Source organism: Pseudomonas sp. CCNWLW23, assembly GCF_037095675.1.
In the GTDB taxonomy this organism is placed as follows: Bacteria; Pseudomonadota; Gammaproteobacteria; order Pseudomonadales; family Pseudomonadaceae; genus Aquipseudomonas; species Aquipseudomonas atacamensis.
In genome coordinates, this window is the sequence record NZ_JBAWKM010000012.1 from 120497 (window position 1) to 145820 (window position 25324).

Here is a 25324-nt window from a genome sequence, read left to right on the forward strand (position 1 = left end):
CGCTCAGGCGTTTTCCAGCTCGCTGCACACCTGAATCACCTGCTCGCGCAGCCAGACGTTGGCGCTGTCCTGATCGGCGTTCTGGCTCCACTGCATGTCGAGGGTGAAACCCGGCAAGCCATTGGGCGCCTCGCAGTGGTTGAACACCGCGTCGTTGGTCAGCAAACGCTGGATACGTCGGGGCAGGGTGAGGATGAAGTCGGTGCCGGTGATCATCTTCAATGCGGCGCTGTAGCTGTTCGATCGGGCCACTATCTGGCGCTTTTGCGCTTGCCGCGCCAGCCAGCCGTCGACCATGTTGGTGCTTGATGTCCACGGCGTCGGGAACACATGCCGACGCTCGGTAAATGCTTGCAGGCTCAGGCGCGGCTCCAGTGGCGTGGCGCGTTTGTCGAAGACGCAGACCAGGTCATCTTCCAGCAGCATCCGTGATTTCAGATCTGCATGCTGGCGGTGAAAGTGCGGGCCGAAACTGATCACCAGATCGAGGCTGCCGTCGCGCAGCTCTTCGGCCGGCACATCGGTTTCAAACTTGTGCATGTTGACCATCACCGGCAAGTCGTCAAAGTCGAAGCGCTTCAACAGGCGCGGCAGGATCAACTGCTCGAAGTATTCCGGGGCGCAAATGTTGAAAGTCACCGCCTGCCGGCTCGGGTCGAAGGCCGGGGCACCGGCGTGGCAGAGGTTGATGCTTTCGATGATCTTCTGCACATGGCCGTACATGCTGCAGGCCTTGTAGGTCGGGCGCATGCCGGTGCGGGTGTTGATGAACAGTTCGTCTTCGAAACTGGTGCGCAGTTTCTTCAGGCAATAACTGACGGTGGACTGGCTGACGAACAGGGTTTCCGAGACATCGGTGACACTGCTCTGCTCGTACACGGCGACGAATACCATCAAGTCCTGCATGTCGAGCTTGCGAAGCAAATTACTGTTCAGCATGAGTTCCGTCTCGCTGTGCCCCCTTGCGCAGAATTCGCGCAAACGTGTGCGTACGATCCTAACGGAACGATGGTGCCAGGAGAAACCCTTGTAGGACATTTCACGGACACATGTGGGACAGAAACTTTTAGCAACACGACGTTGCCAATCTCGTGCGCAAAAGATGGCCAGAGGCCTCTAGCCCGGGCGAGGCAAGTGGCGCGCGTAGTGGCGAGGGTCGAAGCGCATCACCATCAGCAGCATGATCACCATCACCGCCGTCAACGCCCACCACGCGCCTTCGAAATTGCCCAGCCGATCGCGAATCATCCCTGCCAACAGCGGCGAGAGGCTGGCGATCAGATAACCGATCCCCTGTACAAACGCGGTCAGGCCACCGGCACGCTGCGGCTCGTCGCAATGATCCAGCGCGACGATCAGGCTCATCGGAAACAGACCGCCAATCCCCAGGCCCAACAGACAAGGCCACAGCAGGGCCAAATATTGCGGGACGAGTATCAGCCCGCAGAAACCGCCGATGATCAGCAACAGCAGAACCGCCACTATCCCACGCCGATCACGGCTGCGATTGGCGATCGCAGGCACTGCCAGGCCGGAAATGACCTCCATCGCTGTAAGAAAACCCAACAGCAGCCCAGCGTTCTGTTCACTCCAGCCTTTTTCCACGTAATACGGGGCGAGCCAGGCGAGGACACAGGTGTAGGACGCCGTACCGAGGCCAAAGAAAATCGCCAGCAACCAGGCGCGAGGGCGGGTGATGAAAGACTCCCGCCGGGTCACCGTTGATATGGCTTGCGCGGGCTGCAAGCACCAGACCAGCAACGCGACCAATGCCAACGCCGCCCAGATGGCCAGCCCCACGCGCCAGCTGCCGGCCTGCACCATCACCAGTGGCGCGAACGAGGCGGCAATCGCCGCGCCGCCCATGATTGACGTGACGTAGACGCCCATGCATAACGCCACGTTGTCAGCAAAGCGCGATTTGATCAGCGCCGGCATCAATGCCTGAATCAGGGCTATGCCAATGCCGGCCAGCATCGCGCTGACGATCAGCTCGATCGCCGAATCGATAAACAGCCGTGACACGCTCGCCAGCCCGATGATCAACAGCGACAGCAGCACCGTGCGTCGGTCGCCCAGGCGCTGGCTGATGCTCAGGCCGAAAAACATCGCCAGTCCCATGGCCATCACCGGCAGCATCGTCAGCAGAGAGGCAAGCGTGAAGCTCAACGGTATATCGCCACGGATCGCCGACAGCAGCGGCCCGATGGCTGCCATTGAGGGGCGCAGATTAAGTGCGACAAGGATGATCGCGAGCATCAGCCAAGCGGCGGGGCGGGTGTGATTCATCGGCGGGCCTTTGAGTGCGGAGGCTGATGATTAGGCTTGGCGTCGCCGACGTCGGCAAATCAGAAAGTCGCGGGCCAGACCTAAAAACTCGATAACACCCCTGTCCCGATGTGGGAGCGAGCCTGCTCGCGAATGCGTTCCTCCAGACAGACATTCATTTGCTGACACTGCGCTTTCGCGAGCAGGCTCGCTCCCACAGGACATTGCGAAGTGCCTGAAACTGAATAAAACCTGAACCATTCTCAAATACTCGCAAACCTTCACGTTCGTACTCCGAGGCAACTAATCATTAGCATCTTTTTCACGAAAAATTGATTCGCTGCCGCCTAAAGTTTGGCATGCCTCGGTGAATGAAATTTTCACAATCGACGAGGCTCTTCTTTCAGGAACAGTCACTCATATGTTGAAGTTAAAAGCCGTGCACCCGGAATGGGTGACGTTGTTTGCCAGCGCCTTTTTGTTGCTCGGTTTCAATCTGGTGCTTTGGCAACATCTGTTCGAGATCACCGCCGCCGATGGCAAGGGCATCGCCATGCGCGTTGCGTTTGGCGTGATGATCTTTGCCGCGTTCAACATAGTCCTGACATTATTCGCTTTCCGGCCACTGCTTAAACCACTATTGACCCTGTTGTTTTTAGTCAGCGCCGGCGTGGCTTATTTCATGAGCCAATATGGCGTGATGATCGATGCCGGCATGTTGCGCAACTTTGCCGAGACCAACGTCACGGAAGTGCGTGATCTGCTCTCATTGAAGTTGTTTGCTTATATTCTCTTGCTGGGTGTCCTGCCGTGTTTGTTGTTGTGGAAAGTTCCGGTCAGTTATCGGCGCTGGCATCGCGAGTTGTTCAGCAAAGTTATTGTCAGTGTTGCCTCGGCAGCGGTGATCGGTGTTGTCGCATTGGCCAACTATCAAGGCTTGTCGTCGCTGTTTCGCAATCACCACGAAATTCGCCTGATGCTGGTGCCGAGCAATTACATCGGCGCATCCATTGGTTATCTGCAAGAGCAAGTGGTCTCGGCGCAGCAGCCGTTCATCAAGATCGGCGAAGATGCCCAGCGCAATCCCGACTTGCAGCTACAGCCACGCAAATCCCTCACGGTGCTGGTGGTGGGGGAGAGTGCGCGGGCGCAGAACTTCGGCATTCTCGGTTACGACCGAGACACCACGCCGCAACTGGACAAGGAAGCGGGGCTGATCGCTTTCACTGACGTGCATTCCTGCGGCACGGAAACCGCAGTCTCGGTACCGTGCATGTTCTCCACTATGGGCCGCAAGGATTACAACGCCAGCAAGGCCAGGAATGAAGAGGGCTTGCTCGACGTACTCAAGCGTGCCGGCATCAATGTGATCTGGCGCGATAATCAGTCCGGCTGCAAAGGCACTTGCGACCGTGTCACGGTGCAGGATGTCAGCAAGTTGCAAGACCCGGCGTTGTGCGCCAACAGCGAATGTCGCGATGAAATCCTCCTGCAAGGGCTGCAAAGTTTTATCGAACATCTGGACAAGGACACCGTGCTGGTGCTGCATCAGATGGGCAGTCACGGCCCCGATTACTTCAAGCGTTATCCCAAGGAGTACGAACACTTCACTCCGGTCTGTGAAAGTAACGCGCTGAACAATTGCAGTCGCGAAAGTATCGTCAACGGTTACGACAACACCTTGGTCTACACCGACCATGTGCTGGCGAGCCTGATCGATGTGCTGCGCAGCAATCAGGACAAAGTCGACACCGCCATGCTCTATCTGTCGGACCACGGCGAATCGCTGGGCGAATACAACCTGTTTCTGCACGGCACGCCTTATATGCTGGCGCCCGAGCAACAGAAGCATGTAGCGATGCTGGCGTGGTTCTCCGACAGCTATCAGAAGGCATACTCGGTCGACACCCATTGCCTGCAACTGAGCCGTGACAAACCGCTGAGCCAGGACAATCTGTTCCACTCGATGCTCGGCCTGCTGGAAGTGCGCAGCAGCGTCTATCAGCCGGCGCTGGACATGTTCGCCGGTTGTCGCGGCGCAGTGATCGACGGCGTGTTGGCCAAGCAGTGAAGCGTTCCCTGCCCGTCGCACCAATGCGACGGGCCTTTCTGTTTCTGCTGTCAGACTATTCTTGCTGACAGGCAAGACATTTCCTTACAGCTCTTGCCCTTCAAAGGCGCGTAAATCGTCGGTGGCGATATATACTGCGCGCCATTCTTCAAGGGAGAGCCGTGTGGCTATCGATATTCACTGGATTCGCGACAACGAAAGCCTCGCGCAGTTTTGCGCCGAGTGGCAGCAGCTGCCGTTCGTTGCCCTCGACACCGAATTCATGCGGGTCGACACCTTCTACCCGATTGCCGGCCTGTTGCAGATCGGCGACGGCAAACGCGCCTACCTGATCGACCCGCTTACCATCAACGCCTGGCAACCGCTGGCCGCGTTGCTGGAGAACCCGGCGGTGCTCAAAGTCCTGCACGCCTGCAGCGAAGACCTCGAAGTGCTGTTGCGCCTGACCGGCAGCCTGCCGGCGCCGTTGTTCGACACGCAACTGGCCGCCGCTTACCTGAACCTCGGCTTCTCGATGGGCTATTCGCGTCTGGTGCAGGAAGTGCTCGGCATCGACCTGCCCAAGGGCGAAACCCGCTCCGACTGGTTGCAGCGCCCGCTGTCCGATACCCAGATCAGCTATGCCGCCGAAGACGCCGTGCATCTGGCTGAGGTGTTCGTCGAGTTGCGGCCCAAGCTGTCCGCCGACAAGTTCGCCTGGGTGCTGGAGGATGGCGCCGAACTGGTTGCCAACCTGCGCCGCGAGACCGATCCGTACGAGGTCTATCGCGAGGCGAAACTGGCGTGGAAGCTGTCCCGAGCGCAACTCGCCGTGCTGCGTGAGCTGTGCGCCTGGCGCGAAAAAGAAGCCCGCGCCCGCGACCTGCCGCGCAACCGCATCGTCCGGGAACACTCGCTGTGGCCCCTGGCCCGCACGCAGCCGGATAACCTCGCGGCGCTGGGCAAGATCGAAGACATGCACCCGCGTACCGTACGTCAGGACGGTCAGTTTCTGCTTGATCTGATCAAGCGCTCTGGCAGTGTGGGGCCGGATCAATGGCCGCCGGCAGTGCCCGAGCCGTTGCCGATCGAAGCCGCTGCGTTGATCAAACAACTGCGCGCGCTGGGTCAGGCCGAGGCCGAACGCCTGGGTATTGCCCCGGAACTGATGCTGCGCAAGAAAACCCTCGAAGCGCTGGTCAAAAGCGGCTTCCCCGAGGGGCCTTACCAATTGCCCGATTCGCTGCGTGGCTGGCGCCGCGAATTGCTCGGCCAGAAGCTGCTCGACAGCCTGGCCACCGCCGGAGAACAGCCTTGAAACGTATTTGCTCCATCTACCAAAGCTCCAAGCGCAGCGGCATGTATCTCTACGTGCTCAAGAGCGATGCGCTCGAGCGCGTGCCGGATGCGCTGATGACGGCTTTCGGCAAAGCGAAGCATTCCTTCGATCTGGTGCTGTCGCCCGAGCGCAAGCTGGCCAGCGAAGACATCACCGTGGTTCTGGAAAACCTCGACAAGCAGGGCTATCACCTGCAGATGCCACCGGCCGAGGACGAGTACATCGAGCACTTGCCCGAAGAGTTGCTGCGACGCAACGACCCGGTCTGACCCGCGAGGCCCTGTCCTGGGCCTCGGTTAACCCTGGAACTGTTTTTACCGCGATGGCCGGCCCAAACCCGGCGGCTGTCTGCACGGTTTGCGAAAGGTTTGAAGATGCGCGTTCTGATTGCTGAACACGACCACGCGATATACGCCCGCCTGCTGCGTCAGGCACTGCCCGAGCTTGAAGTCCTGACCAGCGGCGACTCCGCCGAACTGGCGCGGCAGGCCGCCGATTGCCCGGTGTGGCTGGGCCAGCCGGATCTGCTCGCGACCCTGCTGCGCCAGGGCCATCAACCGCAATGGCTGCAATCGACCTGGGCCGGCATCACGCCGCTGCTCGCCGACGGCCTGCGCCGCGATTATCGCCTGACCCGCGCCGTGGGGATTTTCGGTCAGGTCATGGCCGAATACGTGCTGACCTACATCCTCGGCCACGAACGCGAAGTGCTGGCGCGGCTGGTCAGTCAGGTCGAGCGCAAGTGGGACAACCGCAGCGGCCAGAGTCTGGTCGGGCGCAAGGTGCTGATCGTCGGCACCGGTGACATCGGCCAGAGCGTTGCGCAGTTTCTGCGGCCGTTCGGCGTCGAGCTTTATGGCATCGCCAGCAGCGCCCGCGAACAGGCGCCGTTTGTCGAAGTCGCCGCGCTGGCCGATCTTCCGCGATTGGTGGGGGAGGTGGATTACGTGGTCAATCTGCTGCCGAACACCGAACACACCCACGATATCTACGACGCGGCGCTGTTCAAGCAATTCAAACCGACCGGACTGTTCATCAACGCTGGACGCGGTGTCGCGGTGGTCGATGCTGATCTGGTTGAAGCTTTGAAGGAAGGGCATCTGGCCGGCGCGGTGATCGACGTCTGTCGTCAGGAACCATTGCCGCAACGCCATCCGTTCTGGACCGCGTGGGGCTTGCTCCTGACCGGGCACAGCTCGGCACCGACCTCGCCGGCGCTGATGGTGGATTTGTTTGTGCAGAATCTGAAAGCGTATGAGGCGGGTGAAGCGTTGCGCGGCGAGGTGGATTTCACCCGCGGTTACTGACTCACCACCGATTTCGCTGTGGGAGCGAGCCTGCTCGCGAAGAGGGCGTGTCAGTCGACAACAGCGTGTCTGACACAGCGCTTTCGCGAGCAGGCTCGCTCCCACATTGGTTTCAAAGTGCAGCCACCAGTTTGCTCAGCGGGCGGCGCTGGCGCTGACAAGCGGATTTACCGACAGTCGCCAGCGCTTGGCCCTTGCGTCCGCTGGCACTAGACTGGCGGCCTTTTCACCACCTTGATGTTGATGCTTGAGCCATGGCCGCCATAGTCGAACCGTTCTGGAAACGCAAAACCCTCGATCAACTCGATCACGAGGAATGGGAATCGCTGTGCGACGGCTGCGGTCTGTGCTGCCTGCAAAAGCTCGAGGATGAAGAAGACAACAGCGTCTATTACACGCGCATCGCCTGCAAACTGCTGGATCTGAAAACCTGTCAGTGCAGCGATTATCCGAACCGGATCAAGTTTGTCCCGGACTGCATCCAGCTCACGCCGGGTCAGGCGGAAGAATTCAAATGGCTGCCGCCGACCTGCGGTTATCGTCTGGTCAGCGAGGGCAAGGATCTGCCGTTATGGCATCACCTGGTGTGTGGCGACCGCGATGCGGTGCACCATGAGCGGATTTCCCAGTCCGGGCGCATGCTCGCCGAAGGCAGCGTGCCGGAGGATGACTGGGAAGATCATCTGATTTTTCGCGCGGGCTGATGAGGTGGTGGGTTGTTGAACCCGTAAAGATCAAAAGATCGCAGCCTTCGGCAGCTCCTACAATGGAAAACGTGATTCCGTGTAGGAGCTGCCGGAGGCTGCGATCTTTTGCTTTAAAGCCTCAGACGCCGGCTTTCGGCGAGGTCAGCGAATCATTGCCGGTAACGGTTGCCGTTTCGGTGGCCACTTCGGCATTGGTCTTCAGCTTGCTCAGCTCTTCCCCGGCGCGTTCGATCTTCGCCCGCACGTTGCTCATGTCCTGACGGCCTTTTTCCAGCAGGCTTTTCGCCGAGCAGTGCCCGGTAATGCCACGGGCCACGGCCATGCCGCCGAGCGCCACTTGAATCAGGCCGAACACGCCGCCACGGCGCAGGCCCTTGCCGACCATCAGCACGCCGCCGGTCAACGAGCCGACGCGCTCCCAGCCATGCACGTTCTTGTGCGAAGGCGACTGGAACGGGGTGGATTCGATGCGTTCTACGCGTTTGAGCTCGCTCATGGTCTATCTCCAGGCAGGGTGCGATTGATAGATAAGCTGACTGCCAGGGCGGTCAGCTTGTTCCATCGAATGTGCGACGCTTCAGCGGAATTTCGGCCCGGAGCGGGTGTTCAGGCCTTTGGCCATGCGGTCGTAGAGCACGACGTTGACCGTGGCGGCGAGGTTCATGCAGCCGGTGGTCGGGATGTACACGACGTCTTCGCACCAGTCGCGAATCTCTTTATCCAGCGAGCCGTCTTCCGGCCCGAAGATGTACAGGGCGCGGTCGGGGTGGGTATATTCCGGCAGCGGCCGTGCGCCTTCGACCAGCTCTACCGCAACGGGCACGCAGTTGAGCGGAAGGATTTTTTTCAGGTCGTCGATGCCGATCAGCGGGATGTCGTAGTGCACGCGTTTGGTGTCGGTGACGAAGTCGGCGGCGCGTTCATAACGCTTGCCGGTGTAGAACACCGACGCCACGCCGTAACAGCCTGCGGCGCGCATCACCGAACCGACGTTCTCCGGTGATTTTGGGTTATACAAACCAATGCAGCTGTACCGTTTGTCTGCCACGAGCGGGGTGCCTTCGAGAAAAAGAGCGCGATTATACGGGGATTGGGGGAGGGCGGGCAGATTCGAGACTTGTGGTGTCTGGCAGGCCGCTTTCGCGAGCAGGCTCGCTCCCACATCCCCTGTGGGAGCGAGCCTGCTCGCGAAAGGGCCAGCTCAGGCGATGAAGATCTTCAGTCTTCTTTTTTCATCAAGCCAGCGAGGGCCGCAAACGGATTATGCGTGGCCTTGGCGATCTTTGGTGTGCTCAGCGAGCCTTCGCCGAAATACTGCTGATCGGTATAACGCGAGTGTTCGTTGTCGTGGCAATACAGGCATATCTGACAGTGCAATATCAAGGTATGCGACGCAGACATTTCTAAAATCTATTTCTCATAGGAAATTGTGAGGACTTTGACAGCTTCGTGATCTGAGCTAGGTTTCTATGACCACACGCCCGCCCCGCGAAGATAAGTTCATGAAAGTCATATTCCCGGATGCTAAAAAAATGGAAGATTTAGGTTATGCCAAGCTGGCATATGTACCCTTCTTAATCGGTGCTGATGGGGATTATCCGGTTGAGGCGAATAGATACCTCCGGGAGCGAGCTTGTCTTGAGTGGCGACCTTCGATTCCAGGGAAGCAAGGGAGCTATCGCTTCAATACTCGTCAGACTGTTGCAAGCCTGGATGCGATGGCTCGACGCCTTATGGAGTTCTTACTGTGGTGCAATAACTCAACCCCCCTAATATGCTGGAAGGACGTAGTTTATCTTGATGACTTGATAGATAAATGGCAGGTGGGGATGCTTAGTGGAAGTGCGTCCAGAAGCCGAAAAAAACTTGCAGTAGAAACTATAAATGCTCGGGTGGCAGAAGCTTGTTACTTTTTATCATGGGCGGCTGAGCGCGGTTATCGTGAGGCGTTTTATGTTATGGCGAGTAAAGTTGGTTTGCATGATAGATCCTCTAAAAGGGGGGGCAATGGCAAGGCATCTAGGGCAGGTGAATTGGTTTCACGCAGACGTTCTTTATCTCTTCCATCAGACGTTGTATTGGCTCGTTGGCATTCTAATTTGAAAATTCGCTATGGGGTCGTGTTGGCTCTATTCGCTGAATTTTTAATGCGAACTGGCTTGCGCATTAGCGAGGGTACAAAGTTTAGGGTACAGGATTTGCCAGAAAGAGAATACGGTCCAGAAAAAAACGGTTGGCGAGAGGACTGGCTCCAGTCCGGTGAAATTCCCTGCACCATATGTATGGGAGTAAAAGGTCCGAAAATAGCACGTGGTTCAGCTGAAAGTTCAAGGCCTCGAGTAATTTACATCCCTATCGAGTTAGCAGATAGGATGAATCACTACCGGCAAGAAGGACGATCTACCTTGATTTCACGATGGGTGTCAGCTGGGAAATCAAAAGACGAGCGTGACAAGCGCCTGAAATCGAAAAAAACCGATGCGTTTTGGTTAGGGAAGCGAGGGAAACCTCTTTCTAACTCTTGGGTAAGGCAAGCATGGTCTAGTGGCGCAACAACACCTTGGAGATGGTGTCCTCACATGGCGCGACATTTGTTTGCGGTAAATACATTAGTGAATTATATGCGAGACTTAATATCTCAATTTAGATTTTCTACGATTCCAAGTGTTGGATGGCTGCACGGACTTATGGCAGGGCAAATATCTATAATACTGACCCCGCTCATGGGGCATATGAGTGAAGAAACTACTTTGTTGTATTTAAAGGCAGCCAAGGAGCGTTTAATGATGGAGTTTCAGCATCCAACTTTAAGGTGGCTTGATGACTGTGATTCAAGATAGCGGTGCTACGGTGAGTTATAAGGAATCGCAGCATGTTCTTAGGTGTAGTCATAACGAATATATTTCGGCAGGTTTAAGTTTTAATATAAATGAGTTTTGGGCTGGTACGAATAGCTCCGAAAGCAGAAAAATAAGCGTAAATTGGGCAGGTGATTTCACTGGTCGCCCAGGATTGGCGAATGATTTATTCGATGCTATAAAAGGTGCGGCTTTGAATAAGAAGCCTGCATCGATAAGGAGTTTGATTTCCCAGTTAAGGGTTTTTTGGCGATTCTTGGACGCGTTTGAGTTCTCGCAAATAAATAAGGAGAGGTGTCGGGTTGATAGTGTTATGCAACTCGAAATGATTCATGGAGTGAAATGGTTGCGTCCATTATCGGAAGAATACTCTGCGCCAAACCCCGAGGTCTATAGAGTAATCTCTTCAATCATTCAGAATTCGCTAAATAACCTTGGGCTTCCACCGATATTTTGGCCGGTTGCACAAAACAGGCCCGGGGTTTCTCGGAAGGATAGTCCCTCGATAGAGCAGGGCATTAAACTTGTCCGCATTTTGACTAGTGAAGCTCATAAAATTTGGAAGCGATGGGAAAGAGCGGACTCATTAGCTGAGCTCGGAAAAGTGTTAGATTCTGATTTTTTGAGCTGTAAACGTAATTATAGCGTTACAGAGGCGGATATGCATGCCACATATCGTTATCTCATACAGAAGAGCGGTAATCCACTTCCGTCACTCAAAGATTTCTGTCAGTTCATAGGTTTAAAGTGGGGGTGGATGCCAACGAAATGGTGGCCTCGGCACCCCATTGGACACGAGCGTGCGGGCGCTCCCATTAACCTTGAAAATGATCTTTTACCTGGCCTGTACCCAACCGGTGGGGATTTGTACTGCCTGAGCAACTTGTTAATGGCCAGAAGCGGTTGGAACTCAACCACTACTTTTGCCTTGGATTGCAGCAACCCCGAGCGATGGTTTCGCTCGTACGGGGAGGGCTTGGTGTGGATGTTCAGTTACAAAGAACGAGGTGGTAATTGGCAGGATACAATCTCTCCGGAAAATCATGCGGGACATAGCTATCAAATTATTAAACGACTTTTAGATCGTAATGCAAAACTGAAAAATTTAATAAGTGTCGATCATTCTAAGTGCGAGCTTTTTGACATTGCATTGAGAAGCCCTTGGATTGCAGTTCACGACAGCAAAAATATCGGTGTTCTCGGAGAGCACTCGATGAATCAAATGAGGGCATACTTGAAGTCTCTTATAGAAAAATATAATCAAGCAAAAGATTGCGCTGACAAGCTACCAATATTTAGACCGTCTGATTTTAGAGATGTTTTTGCGGAAGCAGTCCACAGAGGTGGGAACTATTCGATACTCCTAACTCAGATTTCTTTAGGTCACAAGTCTTTAGCTACTACTAGACGATATTTGAGATCAATAGCTTGGAGAAGAGAGTCGGAAGAAAAACTCAGCGATTTAATTACTGAGTTGTTTGATCAGATTGAAATTCATCGAAAAATAGATCTTGCAATCCTTAGAGCTAAAGCGGATGGAGTGAATGTAACACAAGAGCAGATAAGCAGACTAGAGTCATATAGAAAAAACATTACGTATAGTGGTTTGAGTTGTTCTGATCCATGTAATCCCCCTGAATGGATAGATCCGCGAAATCCAAGAGATGGGTCTACTAATTGCAGGCAAAGTCATCGATGCGCTAGTTGCCCAAAAGGAAGAGTGTTTGAAGAGAGTTTGCCTCATATAGCTCGATATACCGCCGAGTTGGAATGGAAGCGTAAAAATTTCGGTGATGTAAGATGGTATCAGTCCTCAGATTGTTTGGATTTCGAAGTTTATAATGAAACGTTGAAGCAGTGGCCGGCTAATAAAGTAGAGTTTTATTTGAATCTCTGGAGAGAAAAAATAGACTCTGGCGAACACAGTGTCCTTATTTTGTCTGCTGGAGTTTAACGATATGGCTTATTCACAAAAAGAATCGGTTGTTTTTCAAGAAGTTTTGAGCGACGGTATTGAAATTTGTGATGTATGTAGAATGGAAAAGGAACAGTTGTTGGAGATGCAGCGCCGCTTGGGCATGGGCAATCAATGGGGGATATGGGAGTTTTCCTCAAGCTCATTGCCTGACGGGCAAATGCAACACCGATCACGTCGAATTATTGAAATGGTTAATATTTTGCCTGGGCGAGATGAGAATTGTGTGAATGTAAACAGAGCTTGGGCGGAAATAGTCAGGTATGGAATTGTTAGAAGCTTGGTTGCGGGGCTTAAGAACATTGTTAAAGCTTCTACATTGAGTACGGAGTTGGCAAATTTACTGTTACTGTCGCGCAAAGTTTTATCGTATCCGCCTTCTGATACCGAGTTTTGGAGTGTGCTTACAGAAGAAGATTTTAAAGATTTAAAATCATCAGGATCGTCCTTAATCAAAACGCTAGTGAATTTTCATCTTCGCGGACTTATCCCTGACGCGCCATTGTTGACTGCACGAGTTGAAGGAGTTTCGGCAGAGCGCGATCGATATGGAGAAAAAGATAGTGAACGTGCAACTGAAGGCTCACGCAAGTGGCAACCGTTTCCCGATGTGTTCACAAGCGAATGCGGATGGCGATCTATAAAAATAATTAACGAATTGGGACCGACGTTACTCGATGCGTTAGAATCTGCGATGAATACACCCGTTTCGAAAAGCCTACGCGTACGACCATTCCATCCTAGGACTCAGCAAATAAAGAACGCTGAATTCAGAGACAAAATTATTCGGGAGTGGGATTGGACGAAGCCCGATGGTTCACCTTTAATTGAGTTGGGCTATGAACTGGAATTAAAGGCCACTAGACGTAGAGGATTTATACTTCATCAGAAACTTCCCGTCATGGAATGGCCGCCTAAAACTTTTGCCGACGCTTGGAGCATGCTTTGCATTCTTCAGGGCGCTCACTTGTTTCCTGTTTGTCTAGCCAGTGGACCTCGCGCCTCAGAGATTTCTAGCTTAAATGTCAATTGTCTTCAGGAAAAGGAACATTCAAGCAGATTGTTAGGCAAAACTTTTAAGTTATCTGATGAACACGGTGGTCGTATTCGAGATTTTCCTGCTCCAGCCATTGTGGTCGCAGCTATAAAACAGCAGATCCGGCTAAGCGAACTTGTAAAGGCAAGGGGAAATGTGGTTGGTGACCACCTATGGGTTCATTTGAGGGATTTTGGCCGATCCCATATGGGTACCAAGCATATTTCCCTAACTAAATTTATGGATGTTTATTGCGCAAAATTAAAGCTAAAAAAATTGCTTTCCGTAGAAGCGCCTAATATGCATTTGCATCGCTTTAGGAAAACATTAGCTCGTGTGGTCGCGCTTTCCCTTGTAAATTCCCCTACTATATTGATGGATTGCTTTGGGCATGAAGATCCGCAAATGACAATTCGAAGCTACATATTAAGTGATAAACAGATTGCTCGTGATGTTTTGGTTGTTCAGCGAGAGTTGGTAATATTGATGGCTGTTGATATTATCGCTGACGTAGCTAAGTTGGGAGGAGCGGTTGGTGAGCAATTGCGTAATCGAAAAGCTGAATATTTGAAATTGTTGGGCAAGTCTGAGTTTGAACCTCAAGATGCTTATGAATTTGCACGACGTGAAACATTTGATGGAAGGACTTGGATGTTAGTTGCACCAGGAATATATTGTACATTACCTACAGGAGAAGGTGGTCCCTGTTCAAAGTCACAAAACGGAGCCAATCCATCATATTGTCAGAGTGGGTGTTCGTTCCAGTTGTTGTCAACGTATAACAAAGTTAAGGCTGAAGATGTTATTCCAGAAATAATAAATAATCTTCAACGAGCGGTCGATGAAGATGAGCCATTACTTATCGCACAATGGTCTAGTCAATTAAATAATTGGTTGTCTCGCTGGGAGGACCTCTCAAAGCAGTGGCAAAACCATCCTTTAGTTAAAAGTTATGCGTCGATAGCCGAGGTTTTGCATGACACATGAAAGCCCGCTTAGAATTTATTCGCGATCAAGAAGTGATGAGGTTTTGACGAAGCTGAGGAAAGCTATGGAGGCAATCGAGAGAGATATTGAAGAAAATGACGGTTTGTATCCATATAATAATGGGAAATTGTCCCTTGCTGAAGTTTGTCGTCGTGCATCGATCCATAAAGTCACTCTTCAAGGTGGAAAGCATAATAGTACTACAAAAGTTGTTCTTAAAGAGTGGCTTCAAAACTTAAATAAGTTGGTTGCGGTTGGAGCCAAGACTGTCCGCAAACGTGTCACTGCTTCGGCAGACGAATGGCGAAATCGCTATTTCGAGATTGCGCGAAAATATAATGAGATGTACGCTATAAACATTGTTTCCATGCAAGCTAAACTTGAAACGGCCGAGAGTCGAATTGTTGAGCTTGAATCTGAAAATGTAGCTTTGCGCAAAAAATTGTCCAAAAGGGGGGCAGCGTGAAAACAGACGGAGGACGTCAGTAAGATGTCTCGTAGAAGCGCTGCTATGCCGACTTTAGGCATTTTAAGTTTCGACTAGTCCTTGCCCCGTTGACCGATCGAAAACCACCGATCGGAATAGCTAAAACAAAAAATACCGTGCCAGCCATACCAAGTAGGACAGCGAGCTAAACAATTGAGTCTTTTTTCATATCACAGCAGCCCAACCACCGTGTGTCAGAGCATCTTACGATCAAGATCAAAATGGATCATCGTCTTCAACAATAACCCGTTCCAGGGCCTCTTAAGAGGACCATGTTTTGGGCCACTTCCGTGAACTCTTAGGTTCATAGTTCTTTGACCAGAAAGGCATCAGAGCAGGAAGCGCTGAAGTCAACGCCAGCCAAATCACGGAGTGGGAAGCTTGGCCCTGTTCATCTGATGATTCACGGAGCGCTCGGAGCGATCTAAATGGTTGCTGGAGCAGATGCTCCAGCAACCATTTAGAGGACGCTGCCGAGGCCTCTCCTTGGGCTGCCAGTTCTTCCCAGGCGAGCGCCATGCCATGCAGGCGAAGCTCTTTAAGTTACGCCATCAAGTCACGCATTTTTGGCTCTCCTCATCTTCCGCTCGCAGTTGGCCATACCTGGCCATTTAGGCAGCCGGTGCGACCTTGCGCTGAAGGCTCGTTTCCACTGACGGTGGTGTTGCGCTGGACGTCGGTCAAGCCAAGACATTTTGGAAGTGATCCGCGCTTGAACTGCCAGACTCAATCACCAGTTCCACGGCCACCAGAATGGAGTCCAGACCGATAATGGACACTGCAGTCAACACCTGGGTCATGAAGCGATCGCCGTTAGCATGACGCTGCAGGCCACACTCGATCAGCGGCATGTAGTGCTGCCAGTCTTAGCTGACTTGGTCTAGATCAAAAAGGCCGCTTATGATTGGCGATAGAAGTCTCATCGGCAACGTCGACGACCCGCGAAGGGTAGAAAAGGCTGGGCTGTCCCACTGATCGAAGCGCTCGCAAGGCATTCGCTGAGCAGGCGAGTACTGGAGACACGCTCAGTGCGACCGACATAGCAGTTGAAAGCGCTGGGCGTGGGCATCATTTCCACCCGCTCCAGCTATAGGACATCTGCCATCGTAAGCCCTATGTATGCGGGTCCGGGAGCTCGCTCCTGATAGCTCGGCAGCGTTGGCTGAGCCACAGATTCACCTCATCGAAAGTGAAACAGCGAGTCTTGCGCATCGAGCCAGATGCGTCGCCAACTGTCTCGGCCGTTCTTCTCGACGATTGCTTTTTTCCAAACTGAGGCTACTCGCAGAAGTCTGAGTCGAACAAATAATAGGAACAGATCACTGTAAAACGAGCGTTGACCGGCCGTTCCTTGTATATGCTGACTTTGTCCACAGCCTTTTTAATGTTGTCGTTAATGCCGGGATATTGATACAACTAATTTTGAAGAGTGTAATCCATAAAAAAGACGCCCTTGTGGGGCGCCTAAAAATTCACCTTTAATGTCGAGGAGCTTCTAAGGGTGAAATCGGAGATGCTATAGAGTGAAATACCGCCTTTACAAAATTCTCATAAGGGCCAGCAGTGCGCTACTATTGTCGTATGGCTCGTAGAGGGTAAGTTTCCTCTTGGTCGAAGTAAGGTTTCAACTAAATTGCAACTTCTATTGTTTTATATTGAGATGCGTAGTTTCCAAAAAAGAAAATGCATGTTTATTTCTCTTCTGAGTGATGCTGTTATTGGGAGCAATGGTCTTTACTGTTGAATAGCACCCAGAGACCTCGAATTTCACGCTATAATCTTTTACAGATAATATTCTTAAGTAAACGCTATCACCTATTATGATTACCTTGCCCGCACTTCTAGATAGTATTAGCATGATTTTCTCCACTCCATAAAGGTCCGGACAAGATTTCCACAGGGCAGCTAGTTATACAAGATTCTTTTTTATAAAAACAACGATTTCATAAATTTTTATACTTGTTGATTTTATTAGAGCTTCGAATTGGTAATTTTGCTCGATGTGAATCGTCCCGGGTTTTCTAGGCACTCTACCGCCATCAGCAGTGAAAAAAAGGCTTCGTCGCTGAATATCTGCTACTTTGTTGACCAAGCGATGATTTGGCGTTAAAACAGTTCGAGCACCACGGCCAAATACAGCCTGTCTTTATATGTTCAGATGTAGGTACTCGTCGAAGACTTTATTAATATCTACCCATATAGGATCCCTCTGGTACCTATCCGCCATTGCATTGCTAATGTGATCGGCAAAATGCGAGCGCATACCGGCTGTTCTCGCCATCTGAGAATCTGAGCATGCCGAGTCGGCCTCCATCGAAACCTGGGGGCTGACCTCAACGACAAATTTAACGTCAAACAAGGCTAAGCTGGGCGGTTATTCTATGCCGAGTTCGGCGCTTACCGATTCAGCGATGGTTGAAGAGTATTCCGACGATATCAGCATTTCAATACACATCCTTGAGGTCGGCTGGAGCATCCACTTCCAGATTCGGTAAGGATCATCTTGCAACGAATCAGACGTTCAACGCTGCTTCTCACGCTCGGCGTGGCTTTAAGAAGCGTTCGATGTCCGATTCTGCGCGGAGGACCACCTTACTGTGTTGTATGCTCGCCGCTTCTACAGTACCAAGAACACGGTGTCATTTTTTAGGTGCTAAAGTTGGAAGTCAGGCGCATCTCCAAAAATGCAGTGTCATATTGCCCGGTGTGCGGCGCCACAATCTGCGCGCGGACAGCCTGGGCAATACCGTGTACATGAGCTAATCCTTAGCGGGACAATAAAAATGAGCGCAGGTTGCGGTTTTTCTAATGCTGTAATGCTCGGATTTGGCCGGTGCTGAACCACAATGAATGCCATATTTTGCATTAGTTAAACGGGACATATTAATATCCGAAATCGGCATGCAAAATCGCCGACTCAAAATTAAGCACCCGGTATTTTTGCATCAAATATCAGGAGGACGTTGCCAGCATAATCTCCTGGCTTATAGCCACCAGTTGGTTCCTGCGGAGTAATTTCTAAAAGCACCCTAGAGCCTTTTGTAGCGTCACTCGCGGGCACCACTTCCTTCGCATTCACATGACTCAGATCTACTCTATTGAGTGTAACCTTTAGGTCAATATTTGATTTGCCATCCGAGATGTAGGCTGGAGTTTCCAAGCGAGCTTCTATTCCATTAGCGCTATGTAGAACGTCAAAATGCTTGCGTAAACTTCCTAAGCTAGAGGTGGCTGGATTCCAAGGGAGTATCTGTGCATTATGAATCCAAGATGGATCGCTTGGTACGATATAAAATGAGCGAGAAGGTAATGATACCGAGACTTCAAAGTAAAGAAGCTCTGTGTCTTTAGCGAACGATAAGTTAGAAAAAATCAATAAAATGGCGAGTAAGGCCAAGTAGTATTTTCTTTTCATGATATTATCTAATACTATTTTATTTAATTTGTATCAAGGACAGAAAGCCGTCTTTTGGCTGGTCCTTCGATAAGCGTAAAGCTATATTTTCTTCCTTTTTCTTTATTAAAGCTAAAAACTTTACTAGGTAATACATGACTCTTGGTAGTGGGCTGGCACTCCGACTCGACAACCTGCGAACAATCTTTAAATTCATCGACAATCACTACCGTATTGCCATTATTGCGCAATTCATATTTTTTTTCCGAATCATCTATAATAGTATCAAATTGGCTATTTTGAGGTTGAACAAAAAAAATAGTACCGAAGCCTGTCATGACGTTAAGACCTGCAGTAAAACCTTTTTTGTAATCTTTCTGCTCTTGATTTGAAAGAATAAGTTGTTCTTCCTTTTCAGGTATGACGGGCACAAAGCGTACGCGAAAATATCGTTCTTTGTATCGCTCGCCCATGAATACCAAACGAGTAGCCTGCATACCTTGCGCAGGAATAATCAACCGTGCCGGACTAGCGACTAGCCCGTTCCTATAACCTGTTCCAGCAGAATCCTCAAGAAGGCTCTCACTAGTAGAACCATCCGCATTATAAAAAATTTCTAACACGTTTACTTTGACGAAAGCCGTGCTATCACCGCTATTGTAAATACGTTTTAAATAGGTCGTTTTACCGGCTTCCATATAGTCATATATAGGGCCAACATTAATCTGTGGCGCAGCTGAAGCTTTTGCACATATTATAAACAACGAAAACATTGAAAATATAAATCTCATAATTAATTACTCACAAATAAGCAAGTTGCAAATCAGATTTAAAGCACGGAATCCAAAATTATTACTATTTGGCCAGAGTAAGTTGTGTTGCTCGACGAGCCAAGTAGCGACGTTATTGCTGCTGAAGGTATATCAAAATGGAAAGTCCCCATGCCCCTACCTTCGTTTCCGGTGAGAATTGGGTCGACGTAGGTACTATCTTTCAAGTGCACTCGCTTTAATGGAGCGCCTGTGTAAGTAAAATAATCAGGTAAACTAATAAATGTATCAACTTCGGTCACATTACCTATGTTGTCTCTTAGTTGGCATGCGCCTGAAGTGCTTTTAAACTGGCACTCAAGACCGACTTTGAAAGGACCGGTTGAGCTAAGGTAAAAATTCTGGTCCCGAAAGATACGCGAAGGCACGCGGCCTCGGTCAATCCACTGCCGCCAACCACCTTCGGGTTCCAGCACTATCTTATTACCATTTGGCGGCAGATCCACTTTAAGGGAGTGCTCGACTGACAAATTCACGTCCAATGTTAGGGTATTATCATCAGGGAACAAGTGATCTCCCATATGAAAATCACCACCATTTCCTACGCTGTAGGTTATTGAGCCGCTGTAATCTCCAGCAATCATGTCCATCGGTTTAGGCGAACGTATTTCGTAGAAAACATCAAGGTTATTAATATTGAGAAAGTCTAAATCTATTGAATTCTTAACATAACAAAATCCCTGGTTTTCGAACTCCCAGGAAAAATTAGAATAACTATTGAATCGCTTATAATCGAAACTAATATCCCCAATACAAGGACCGGATGGATCATCTAATATACTGCTACTGCTTAGATCATCCCTCAACCATAGATGAAACTGAGCTAGATAGGCAGCGTAAACACCGTTTTCCCTACCCAGTTTGGTATTGGACAGATTCGGGGTATTAAACCTGCCTCGGAGAGCAACGAACCGAATCTCTACCGTTTCGGTTCGGTTTGTTCTGGCATTTACGACATCAAATCTCCTCCAATCGGTTGGGATTGTTGCGCCAACACTACTATGTTCTGAGATTTTTCCAGCAGACTTGAAAGTTATAGGAAAGACCGAGCTTTGAGTGGTTTTATTATTGCAAAGGTAGTTACTAATACCAATGCACGCAATGGCTGGACTAAGAGACGTATATTCAAATGAATTTTTGAATCCGATCGTAGGGTTATTGCGAAAAACCCCAGACAAACCAATGTTAGCCGCTTCAGCTGAAAAGGAAAGCAAGAAAAGCAAAATATTAATTAACTTAAATTTAACTTTCATTTCGACCTACCTCTTGCGCTTTAAAGCCTGCTTCGGCCAAACTTTCTGGTGTGCATCTCATATCGCCAGCCATCAATACATCATTTTCTTTTCGATGCTGAGCTGCATCTAGTCGGAATCGACAAAGCAGCTGATTATCCTTACGCACCTCAAGTGTCGGCTCGCCAGCACTCATTTGCATGGAGAAGAAGCCATCAACTTCGGTGATGCCGCGACTTGCATGATTAATTACGTGATGGCCCTTTAGAGGCTTGCCTTGTGAATCCAATAGACGACCGAAGACCGTTAAGACTTTCATAACTCGCACTTTCCTAAAGTCGATACCACCTTTATTCATGTGATAATTCGTACGCGGTGGATCAATACTCGCAGCAGGCGCGTGATTTCCCTCGAGATCAAAACCAATTGAGCTATTTCGATAGGCTATGATAGGTATAAAATTTCGACCAGGAAGCAATTTAGTACTGTTGCCACTCAAATCATCCGCGCGTAAAACAATGTCGTCAATATCCGACTCGACATCAACGATCATCCCTGCACCTCGTGTTTCTCGCTGACTTGTAAGCATCATTTTTTCTTCACCGACGACAAACGTGCTTTCCAAATTAAATCCTCCTGTTAAGTTTCCGTTATAGGAAGACCTTTGGATGTACCCATCGCCGGCAACCATTTTGCTATCAAAATAAGCTTGACTTGCGAGGCCAATCCCATATGTATCAGTGAGTGCCGTAACTGATACATTTTGCAGTAAATGGTCTTGGATCTGTTTACGCCAACTTATTGAAGCGTTGTGATCACGAGCCCCGTCGCGCGCGGTGCGTGACCCAACAGTACCAGTAATATTTTCGCCGTCCGCACCTAACGCAATATTGAGACTTAAATCAATTCCTCGGTTACGCGATACACCGCTGCTAAAACTAGCTGGACGATCAAAAAGAGAAATACGCCAGCTAGCATCATTTGCAAATAGCAGCGATCGTTGCGACCAACCTATATCTAGTCCAATGCCTTCAGTGTTGCCGTCGCTGTGAGATATACGAGCATTCATCGAACTTTTACTACTAAGGCGATGATTTACTCCTATGGAGGAGTTGCTACTTTCGCCAGAATATACGCGCCGTTGTTTCAGCCGCGTGCCATCGGGGAGTCGATCGTAAGAGTTAGTAGTATCAAGCCAACTTCGATTATGGCTGAGCATGATACTTCCGGATTTATAATTATAGAGGCTTTGTAGATCGATCCCAGTGCCATGATCTTGTGTCTGGTAGATGTTGGCATACATGCTGACGTTATCGGCCATCATCCAGTCTAAGGAAGTGCCGGATTGCCACTGACCTCGAACTTGCCGTGCCGACAATCCAAGAATCGCACGTGGATGTGCTAGATAATTGAAGGAAGCTCCAGCAGTCATTTCTGCGTCGGATTGCTGATCCCAGTTGCTGAGCAATTGAGTTTCCCTTCCGGCAAACATATTATAACGCCAGCGACTATCAAAATTTCGCCAATTATTGGGTTTATAGACGAGTTCCTGAGTGGTTGTGGTGATTTTACCATCTTCAATTAGACGTATTTCAACTTGGTAAATCCCGCCAGGTAATTGGCGCGTATCAATGGATTGAAGCCCAGCTGAAACAGCCTGAGAATTGATTAAAGCGCCATCACGAAAAATTTCGACGGATGCTTGGCGATTAGCAGTGACGTAAATAGGATAAATACTCGGCAAGGGGTTGCTTATTGCGAGACTATCGGAGCTACCAACCATGATACCCAACGCAGTGTCAGGACTAGATCCAAACTGGCGAGGCGGACGGGTGAGCCCTTCAGAGTTGGGAGTAAAATAGCCAAGCCTCGCAAAAATGCCCTCCATTTCACGCTGAGTGTAGAGCTCATTTATGGAGTGATACGTTGGAGTATCTGAATACCCACTTCGGACTAAGTGCATATTGACGACTTGGCTCCAGTTGCCGATACTACCCGAAGCCTCCAGGCGAAGGCGTCCTCCTATCTTTTCATCCTGACCTCCACTTAGGTTTAGTTGGTTGTGCAAGATCAGTCCTCTACTGCCCGACTCGGGTTGATCGTGGTATTGCTTGGTTTTAAAGTCGCGCTCAGCATTTAGAGTCAGAATTGACACCATGGAATTCTCTAAGCTGTAATCTAGTGCGAGCATCTCGGTGTTACACTGACTTGAGCAAACACCAACACTAACTCCTTTTTTAAGAACTGCCGCCCACTTCTCTCTATCGGTTGAATTAAAAGAACTGTCGTTAGTGTCTGTAAACTCCATCAATGTTACTTTGTCATCCCGAGACAATACCACCAATGCTTCGCCTAATAGTTTTTGATCAACTTCGATACGAACTGCAAGAGGGACGTCAAAAAAATATTGTTCAAACTCCTTAGGTAAATCTTTCGCCTGAGCCAGTAAGCTGCGGTCTGTTGAATTTGCAAAAACGTATCCTGCGATCAAATTTGCAAACAAGAACGTCGTTAGCTTGGTAAAGAAGCTCGAGTTTTTTGATAAAGCCATGGTTTAGATTCTTCACAAAATAGCGGACAAACGTGCGTTTATCCGCTATGGCTAGTTTGCTTAACAAGCAGTAATGGCGTTAAATGCCTGCATCGAAAACCAGATTTACATAGCCAGTGTAGTCACCAGCTTTGTGATCTTTTCCTTTTGCGCTAATTACAAGTGCAGATCGGTATTTGGTTTTTCCTAAAGTATCAGCAAGAACGGTCTTGGAAGCGGTTGAATCCAAACTCACGCCATTAATAGAAACATCTAGATCAATGGTGTCAGAGCCTGAAAGCAATGTAGCGGGGCCATCAAGCTTAGCGTCTATTTTCCCGCCAGTATTAAGTAAATCAAATTGCCCTCGAATTTCGTCTAAGTTCATTGTGTTAGGGTTGAACTTCATTTGCTGGACACCGTTGATAAGATTGGCGTCGACAGGAAGCGCATAGAAGACGGCCGATGGCACTACTGCCCTAACCTCAATTGAGTGCCTTGCTGTATCAGCAGCCATAACTACAGATGAACTCAGCGCGGTGATCGCGAGAGATCCGGCCAGCAACAATTTATTTGACATGATAAGACCTTTTCAACTGGATAGTAGTATAATCGCGGCCATTGCCTACTCGGCTGTACCGTCTGATTCACGAATTCGATGCCTGTAAATACATGCTCGCGTTTTTTTGTTGTTCTGCAGGTCAAGCGAGCACTCGCAGAAATCGACGGCGCTAAATTACGCGATACGACGCAAAAAACAGAATGATATGTTGTGAATTCATAAAAGTTAATATTTGTGAAGTTTTTTCATAAGTCGTCACATATTTCAAGCAGCTTGACTGCAACTGGAGATATATTCTTAGATCGGCAGTAAATATTTTGAGGTGAGGTGTATGGGTGAAGTTGCATCTAAGTACGAGAGACAATTGTCCTTTTTATTTACGGAGTCCCTTGTGGGATTCGGATATCCACGGTTAGATCATAATGAAATTTAATGCGGTATTGGATGATATTCAGTGTCGTTACATAGCTGAGTTTTGGTGTAGCTATGTGCATAGCTGTTTCCGTTGCTTATAGATTGGAAAGGAGGATGGAAATGATTTTGATGCGTTTGATTAAGTTGCATAGTCGCAGGTTTTTATGTCGCTCCGATATGCTAGCTTGCGATTCAAAATAGCTGAACTATTTTAAAATTAAAATCAGGCGTTGCGGTAGACTATCAGCTTTCATGGGTGTAAAAAGATGGTTGATAGATAATTCTATTTATTATATTTAATCTCCGGACTTACATAAGCAATAGACTTTAAGGAAAATCATCACTTGGGGAGGGTTGATTAGTAAAACAAGTCAAACGATGGTGGCGCTTACATTTGTGGCAAATTGCTACAAGAACATGTTTCGTCGCGCGGGATGATTGCGTGCTCGACTTTCGTTCAGCGGGTTGTACAGACCGGCGTGCGACACCAGGTGCTGGTTGATGCACTGCGTGGTGGTGCTGAGCAAATGTGTGGATCGAGCCGATATAACACTGATCCAGATAATTGCACTAGGTGGGGAAATCGCCCAGTCGGCGCCTAGCCTAACCCCAAGTCATGTAGCAACGGCTTAGTTTGCGTGTAAAGGTTCTTTTGAGACGTTGTAGCCACGTCTAACCCCTAGGTAACTAAATTCAGTCGCTTCGGTTGCGAGAGATAAGCTTCTTTCATTTCCGTTTTGCCGCTCTTATGAATTTTTTCTCATATTTGGAGAACTATTTACGGGAAATTCAGCTTCACAGTAGCTCGCTAATCCAGTGATTTCCGCGTCAGGCGTACTCACCATATGCTGTATTTGGACGTTAGCATAGCCGCGATCGTGATGCTAACTTAGGGGTTGGCAATATTATAAATAAAGTAACTCTGGCTATGCTGTTAACTCAAGTTCTTCCTAGTGGTGTGATATAGAGTGAGTCTTTATAGAATATAAATGATGTTACCTCCGTTATATTTTGGTGATATTGATCTCGAACTAAAAAGAAACTTTCGGCTGCTGGTCTTATTGTGCTCAAGGGGCTTTGAGCGCGGTATATAGGGCTTCGATAAAGTATGTGGTTTTTATATGGATTTCGAGACCGCCGTAGCAGGGTGGTAACGCCTACGGCCATTGCAGACAAAATAGTGTGCTGCACGCACCGAAGCTGCGCCAGAAGGACAATTTATTTTCTTTATTCATAAAAAATCATCTAGCTCATGATTTTTTTGATTATTTTTTACTTAATCTGAATGCATGCGGTGCTCGGTCGCTGTTATATTGTGCTTTGAACATGTCTTAAATCGGGTCTCCTA

18 protein-coding genes and 3 pseudogenes are annotated in these 25324 nt (G+C 49.6%); 9 read left to right on the plus strand and 12 right to left on the minus strand.

Annotated features, from left to right (window positions below; translation table 11 throughout):
- Nucleotides 1-3 precede the first annotated feature (3 nt).
- Nucleotides 4-939 (minus strand): LysR family transcriptional regulator, encoded by a 936-nt coding sequence (locus tag V8J63_RS16595; protein WP_073472928.1) that lies wholly within the window; start codon nucleotides 937-939, stop codon nucleotides 4-6.
- Between the two features lie 177 nt (nucleotides 940-1116).
- Nucleotides 1117-2289: a cyanate transporter gene (locus tag V8J63_RS16600; RefSeq protein ID WP_130902063.1), complete on the minus strand. Its 1173-nt coding sequence runs from the start codon at nucleotides 2287-2289 to the stop codon at nucleotides 1117-1119.
- 400 nt (nucleotides 2290-2689) lie between these two features.
- On the opposite strand from V8J63_RS16600, the gene V8J63_RS16605 reads away from it, so the two are divergent.
- The 5 genes from V8J63_RS16605 to V8J63_RS16625 all read left to right on the plus strand — a co-directional run bounded on the left by V8J63_RS16605 (nucleotide 2690) and on the right by V8J63_RS16625 (nucleotide 7668).
- Nucleotides 2690-4339 (plus strand): phosphoethanolamine transferase, encoded by a 1650-nt coding sequence (locus V8J63_RS16605; RefSeq protein ID WP_336464335.1) that lies wholly within the window; start codon nucleotides 2690-2692, stop codon nucleotides 4337-4339.
- 163 nt (nucleotides 4340-4502) lie between these two features.
- Nucleotides 4503-5636, plus strand: a complete 1134-nt coding sequence (gene rnd, locus V8J63_RS16610; RefSeq protein WP_130902066.1) for a ribonuclease D — start codon at nucleotides 4503-4505, stop codon at nucleotides 5634-5636.
- Complete coding sequence (locus tag V8J63_RS16615; RefSeq protein WP_016771234.1) at nucleotides 5633-5926, plus strand: YcgL domain-containing protein; 294 nt, start codon at nucleotides 5633-5635, stop codon at nucleotides 5924-5926. Before rnd ends, V8J63_RS16615 begins: the two co-directional genes overlap by 4 nt.
- 105 nt (nucleotides 5927-6031) lie before the next feature.
- Complete coding sequence (locus V8J63_RS16620) at nucleotides 6032-6964, plus strand: D-2-hydroxyacid dehydrogenase (RefSeq protein ID WP_336464336.1); 933 nt, start codon at nucleotides 6032-6034, stop codon at nucleotides 6962-6964.
- A 254-nt stretch (nucleotides 6965-7218) separates the two neighbouring features.
- Entirely contained in the window at nucleotides 7219-7668 is a 450-nt protein-coding gene (locus V8J63_RS16625; protein WP_016771232.1) for a YcgN family cysteine cluster protein, read from the plus strand.
- Between the two features lie 121 nt (nucleotides 7669-7789).
- On the opposite strand, the gene V8J63_RS16630 is transcribed toward V8J63_RS16625, so the two are convergent.
- The 3 genes and pseudogenes from V8J63_RS16630 to V8J63_RS16640 form a co-directional block, all read right to left on the minus strand.
- Nucleotides 7790-8167, minus strand: coding sequence for a YgaP family membrane protein (locus tag V8J63_RS16630; protein ID WP_110645006.1), 378 nt, complete (start codon nucleotides 8165-8167; stop codon nucleotides 7790-7792).
- A gap of 81 nt (nucleotides 8168-8248) precedes the next feature.
- Nucleotides 8249-8719: an RNA methyltransferase gene (locus V8J63_RS16635; RefSeq protein WP_007911337.1), complete on the minus strand. Its 471-nt coding sequence runs from the start codon at nucleotides 8717-8719 to the stop codon at nucleotides 8249-8251.
- Nucleotides 8720-8889: 170 nt separating this feature from the next.
- Nucleotides 8890-9036: pseudogene (locus tag V8J63_RS16640) on the minus strand (YajD family HNH nuclease); the annotation flags it as partial.
- A gap of 137 nt (nucleotides 9037-9173) precedes the next feature.
- Between V8J63_RS16640 and V8J63_RS16645 the strand changes: the two are divergent.
- Genes V8J63_RS16645 through V8J63_RS16660 form a run of 4 tightly spaced genes read left to right on the plus strand, consistent with a single transcriptional unit; the run spans nucleotide 9174 to nucleotide 14993 of the window.
- Complete coding sequence (locus V8J63_RS16645) at nucleotides 9174-10511, plus strand: hypothetical protein (RefSeq protein ID WP_336464337.1); 1338 nt, start codon at nucleotides 9174-9176, stop codon at nucleotides 10509-10511.
- Nucleotides 10492-12483, plus strand: coding sequence for a hypothetical protein (locus tag V8J63_RS16650; protein WP_336464338.1), 1992 nt, complete (start codon nucleotides 10492-10494; stop codon nucleotides 12481-12483). Before V8J63_RS16645 ends, V8J63_RS16650 begins: the two co-directional genes overlap by 20 nt.
- A gap of 4 nt (nucleotides 12484-12487) precedes the next feature.
- Nucleotides 12488-14527 carry a hypothetical protein gene (locus tag V8J63_RS16655; RefSeq protein WP_336464339.1) on the plus strand — a complete coding sequence of 680 codons (2040 nt, stop codon included), beginning with the start codon at nucleotides 12488-12490 and terminating at the stop codon, nucleotides 14525-14527.
- On the plus strand, nucleotides 14517-14993 hold the full coding sequence (locus V8J63_RS16660) for a hypothetical protein (RefSeq protein ID WP_336464340.1): 477 nt from the start codon (nucleotides 14517-14519) through the stop codon (nucleotides 14991-14993). The genes V8J63_RS16655 and V8J63_RS16660 overlap by 11 nt, the downstream gene beginning before the upstream one ends.
- Nucleotides 14994-15258: 265 nt before the next feature.
- Here V8J63_RS16660 and V8J63_RS16665 read toward each other — a convergent pair.
- From V8J63_RS16665 to V8J63_RS16695, 7 genes and pseudogenes are all read right to left on the minus strand, one after another.
- A pseudogene (locus V8J63_RS16665) lies at nucleotides 15259-15533 on the minus strand (ATP-binding protein); the annotation flags it as partial.
- Nucleotides 15534-15625: 92 nt separating this feature from the next.
- Nucleotides 15626-16415, minus strand: a pseudogene (locus V8J63_RS16670) (IS21 family transposase); the annotation flags it as partial.
- Nucleotides 16416-17937: 1522 nt separating this feature from the next.
- The gene (locus V8J63_RS16675) at nucleotides 17938-18429 is read right to left on the minus strand and encodes a CS1 type fimbrial major subunit (protein ID WP_336464341.1); all 492 of its coding nucleotides are present in this window, start codon (nucleotides 18427-18429) and stop codon (nucleotides 17938-17940) included.
- A 23-nt stretch (nucleotides 18430-18452) separates the two neighbouring features.
- A complete protein-coding gene (locus V8J63_RS16680; protein ID WP_442963530.1) occupies nucleotides 18453-19199 on the minus strand; it encodes a molecular chaperone in 747 nt (248 codons plus the stop codon).
- 38 nt (nucleotides 19200-19237) lie between these two features.
- The gene (locus tag V8J63_RS16685) at nucleotides 19238-20491 is read right to left on the minus strand and encodes a hypothetical protein (protein WP_336464343.1); all 1254 of its coding nucleotides are present in this window, start codon (nucleotides 20489-20491) and stop codon (nucleotides 19238-19240) included.
- Complete coding sequence (locus V8J63_RS16690) at nucleotides 20481-23021, minus strand: TcfC E-set like domain-containing protein (RefSeq protein WP_336464344.1); 2541 nt, start codon at nucleotides 23019-23021, stop codon at nucleotides 20481-20483. Before V8J63_RS16690 ends, V8J63_RS16685 begins: the two co-directional genes overlap by 11 nt.
- A 79-nt stretch (nucleotides 23022-23100) precedes the next feature.
- Nucleotides 23101-23580, minus strand: a complete 480-nt coding sequence (locus V8J63_RS16695; RefSeq protein ID WP_336464345.1) for a CS1 type fimbrial major subunit — start codon at nucleotides 23578-23580, stop codon at nucleotides 23101-23103.
- Between the last annotated feature and the right edge of the window lie 1744 nt (nucleotides 23581-25324).

Excerpts from the sequence above, each read along its gene's own strand:
- V8J63_RS16625 (WP_016771232.1), top strand. The coding sequence starts at position 7,219 with ATGGCCGCCATAGTCGAACCGTTCTGGAAACGCAAAACCCTCGATCAA.
- V8J63_RS16645 (WP_336464337.1), top strand. The coding sequence starts at position 9,174 with ATGAAAGTCATATTCCCGGATGCTAAAAAAATGGAAGATTTAGGTTAT.
- V8J63_RS16650 (WP_336464338.1), top strand. The coding sequence starts at position 10,492 with ATGACTGTGATTCAAGATAGCGGTGCTACGGTGAGTTATAAGGAATCG.
- V8J63_RS16655 (WP_336464339.1), top strand. The coding sequence starts at position 12,488 with ATGGCTTATTCACAAAAAGAATCGGTTGTTTTTCAAGAAGTTTTGAGC.
- V8J63_RS16595 (WP_073472928.1), bottom strand. The coding sequence starts at position 939 with ATGCTGAACAGTAATTTGCTTCGCAAGCTCGACATGCAGGACTTGATG.
- V8J63_RS16685 (WP_336464343.1), bottom strand. The coding sequence starts at position 20,491 with ATGAAAGTTAAATTTAAGTTAATTAATATTTTGCTTTTCTTGCTTTCC.
- V8J63_RS16600 (WP_130902063.1), bottom strand. The coding sequence starts at position 2,289 with ATGAATCACACCCGCCCCGCCGCTTGGCTGATGCTCGCGATCATCCTT.
- V8J63_RS16675 (WP_336464341.1), bottom strand. The coding sequence starts at position 18,429 with ATGAAAAGAAAATACTACTTGGCCTTACTCGCCATTTTATTGATTTTT.
- V8J63_RS16695 (WP_336464345.1), bottom strand. The coding sequence starts at position 23,580 with ATGTCAAATAAATTGTTGCTGGCCGGATCTCTCGCGATCACCGCGCTG.
- V8J63_RS16690 (WP_336464344.1), bottom strand. The coding sequence starts at position 23,021 with ATGGCTTTATCAAAAAACTCGAGCTTCTTTACCAAGCTAACGACGTTC.
- V8J63_RS16660 (WP_336464340.1), top strand. The coding sequence starts at position 14,517 with ATGACACATGAAAGCCCGCTTAGAATTTATTCGCGATCAAGAAGTGAT.
- V8J63_RS16630 (WP_110645006.1), bottom strand. The coding sequence starts at position 8,167 with ATGAGCGAGCTCAAACGCGTAGAACGCATCGAATCCACCCCGTTCCAG.
- V8J63_RS16680 (WP_442963530.1), bottom strand. The coding sequence starts at position 19,199 with ATGAGATTTATATTTTCAATGTTTTCGTTGTTTATAATATGTGCAAAA.
- V8J63_RS16605 (WP_336464335.1), top strand. The coding sequence starts at position 2,690 with ATGTTGAAGTTAAAAGCCGTGCACCCGGAATGGGTGACGTTGTTTGCC.
- V8J63_RS16620 (WP_336464336.1), top strand. The coding sequence starts at position 6,032 with ATGCGCGTTCTGATTGCTGAACACGACCACGCGATATACGCCCGCCTG.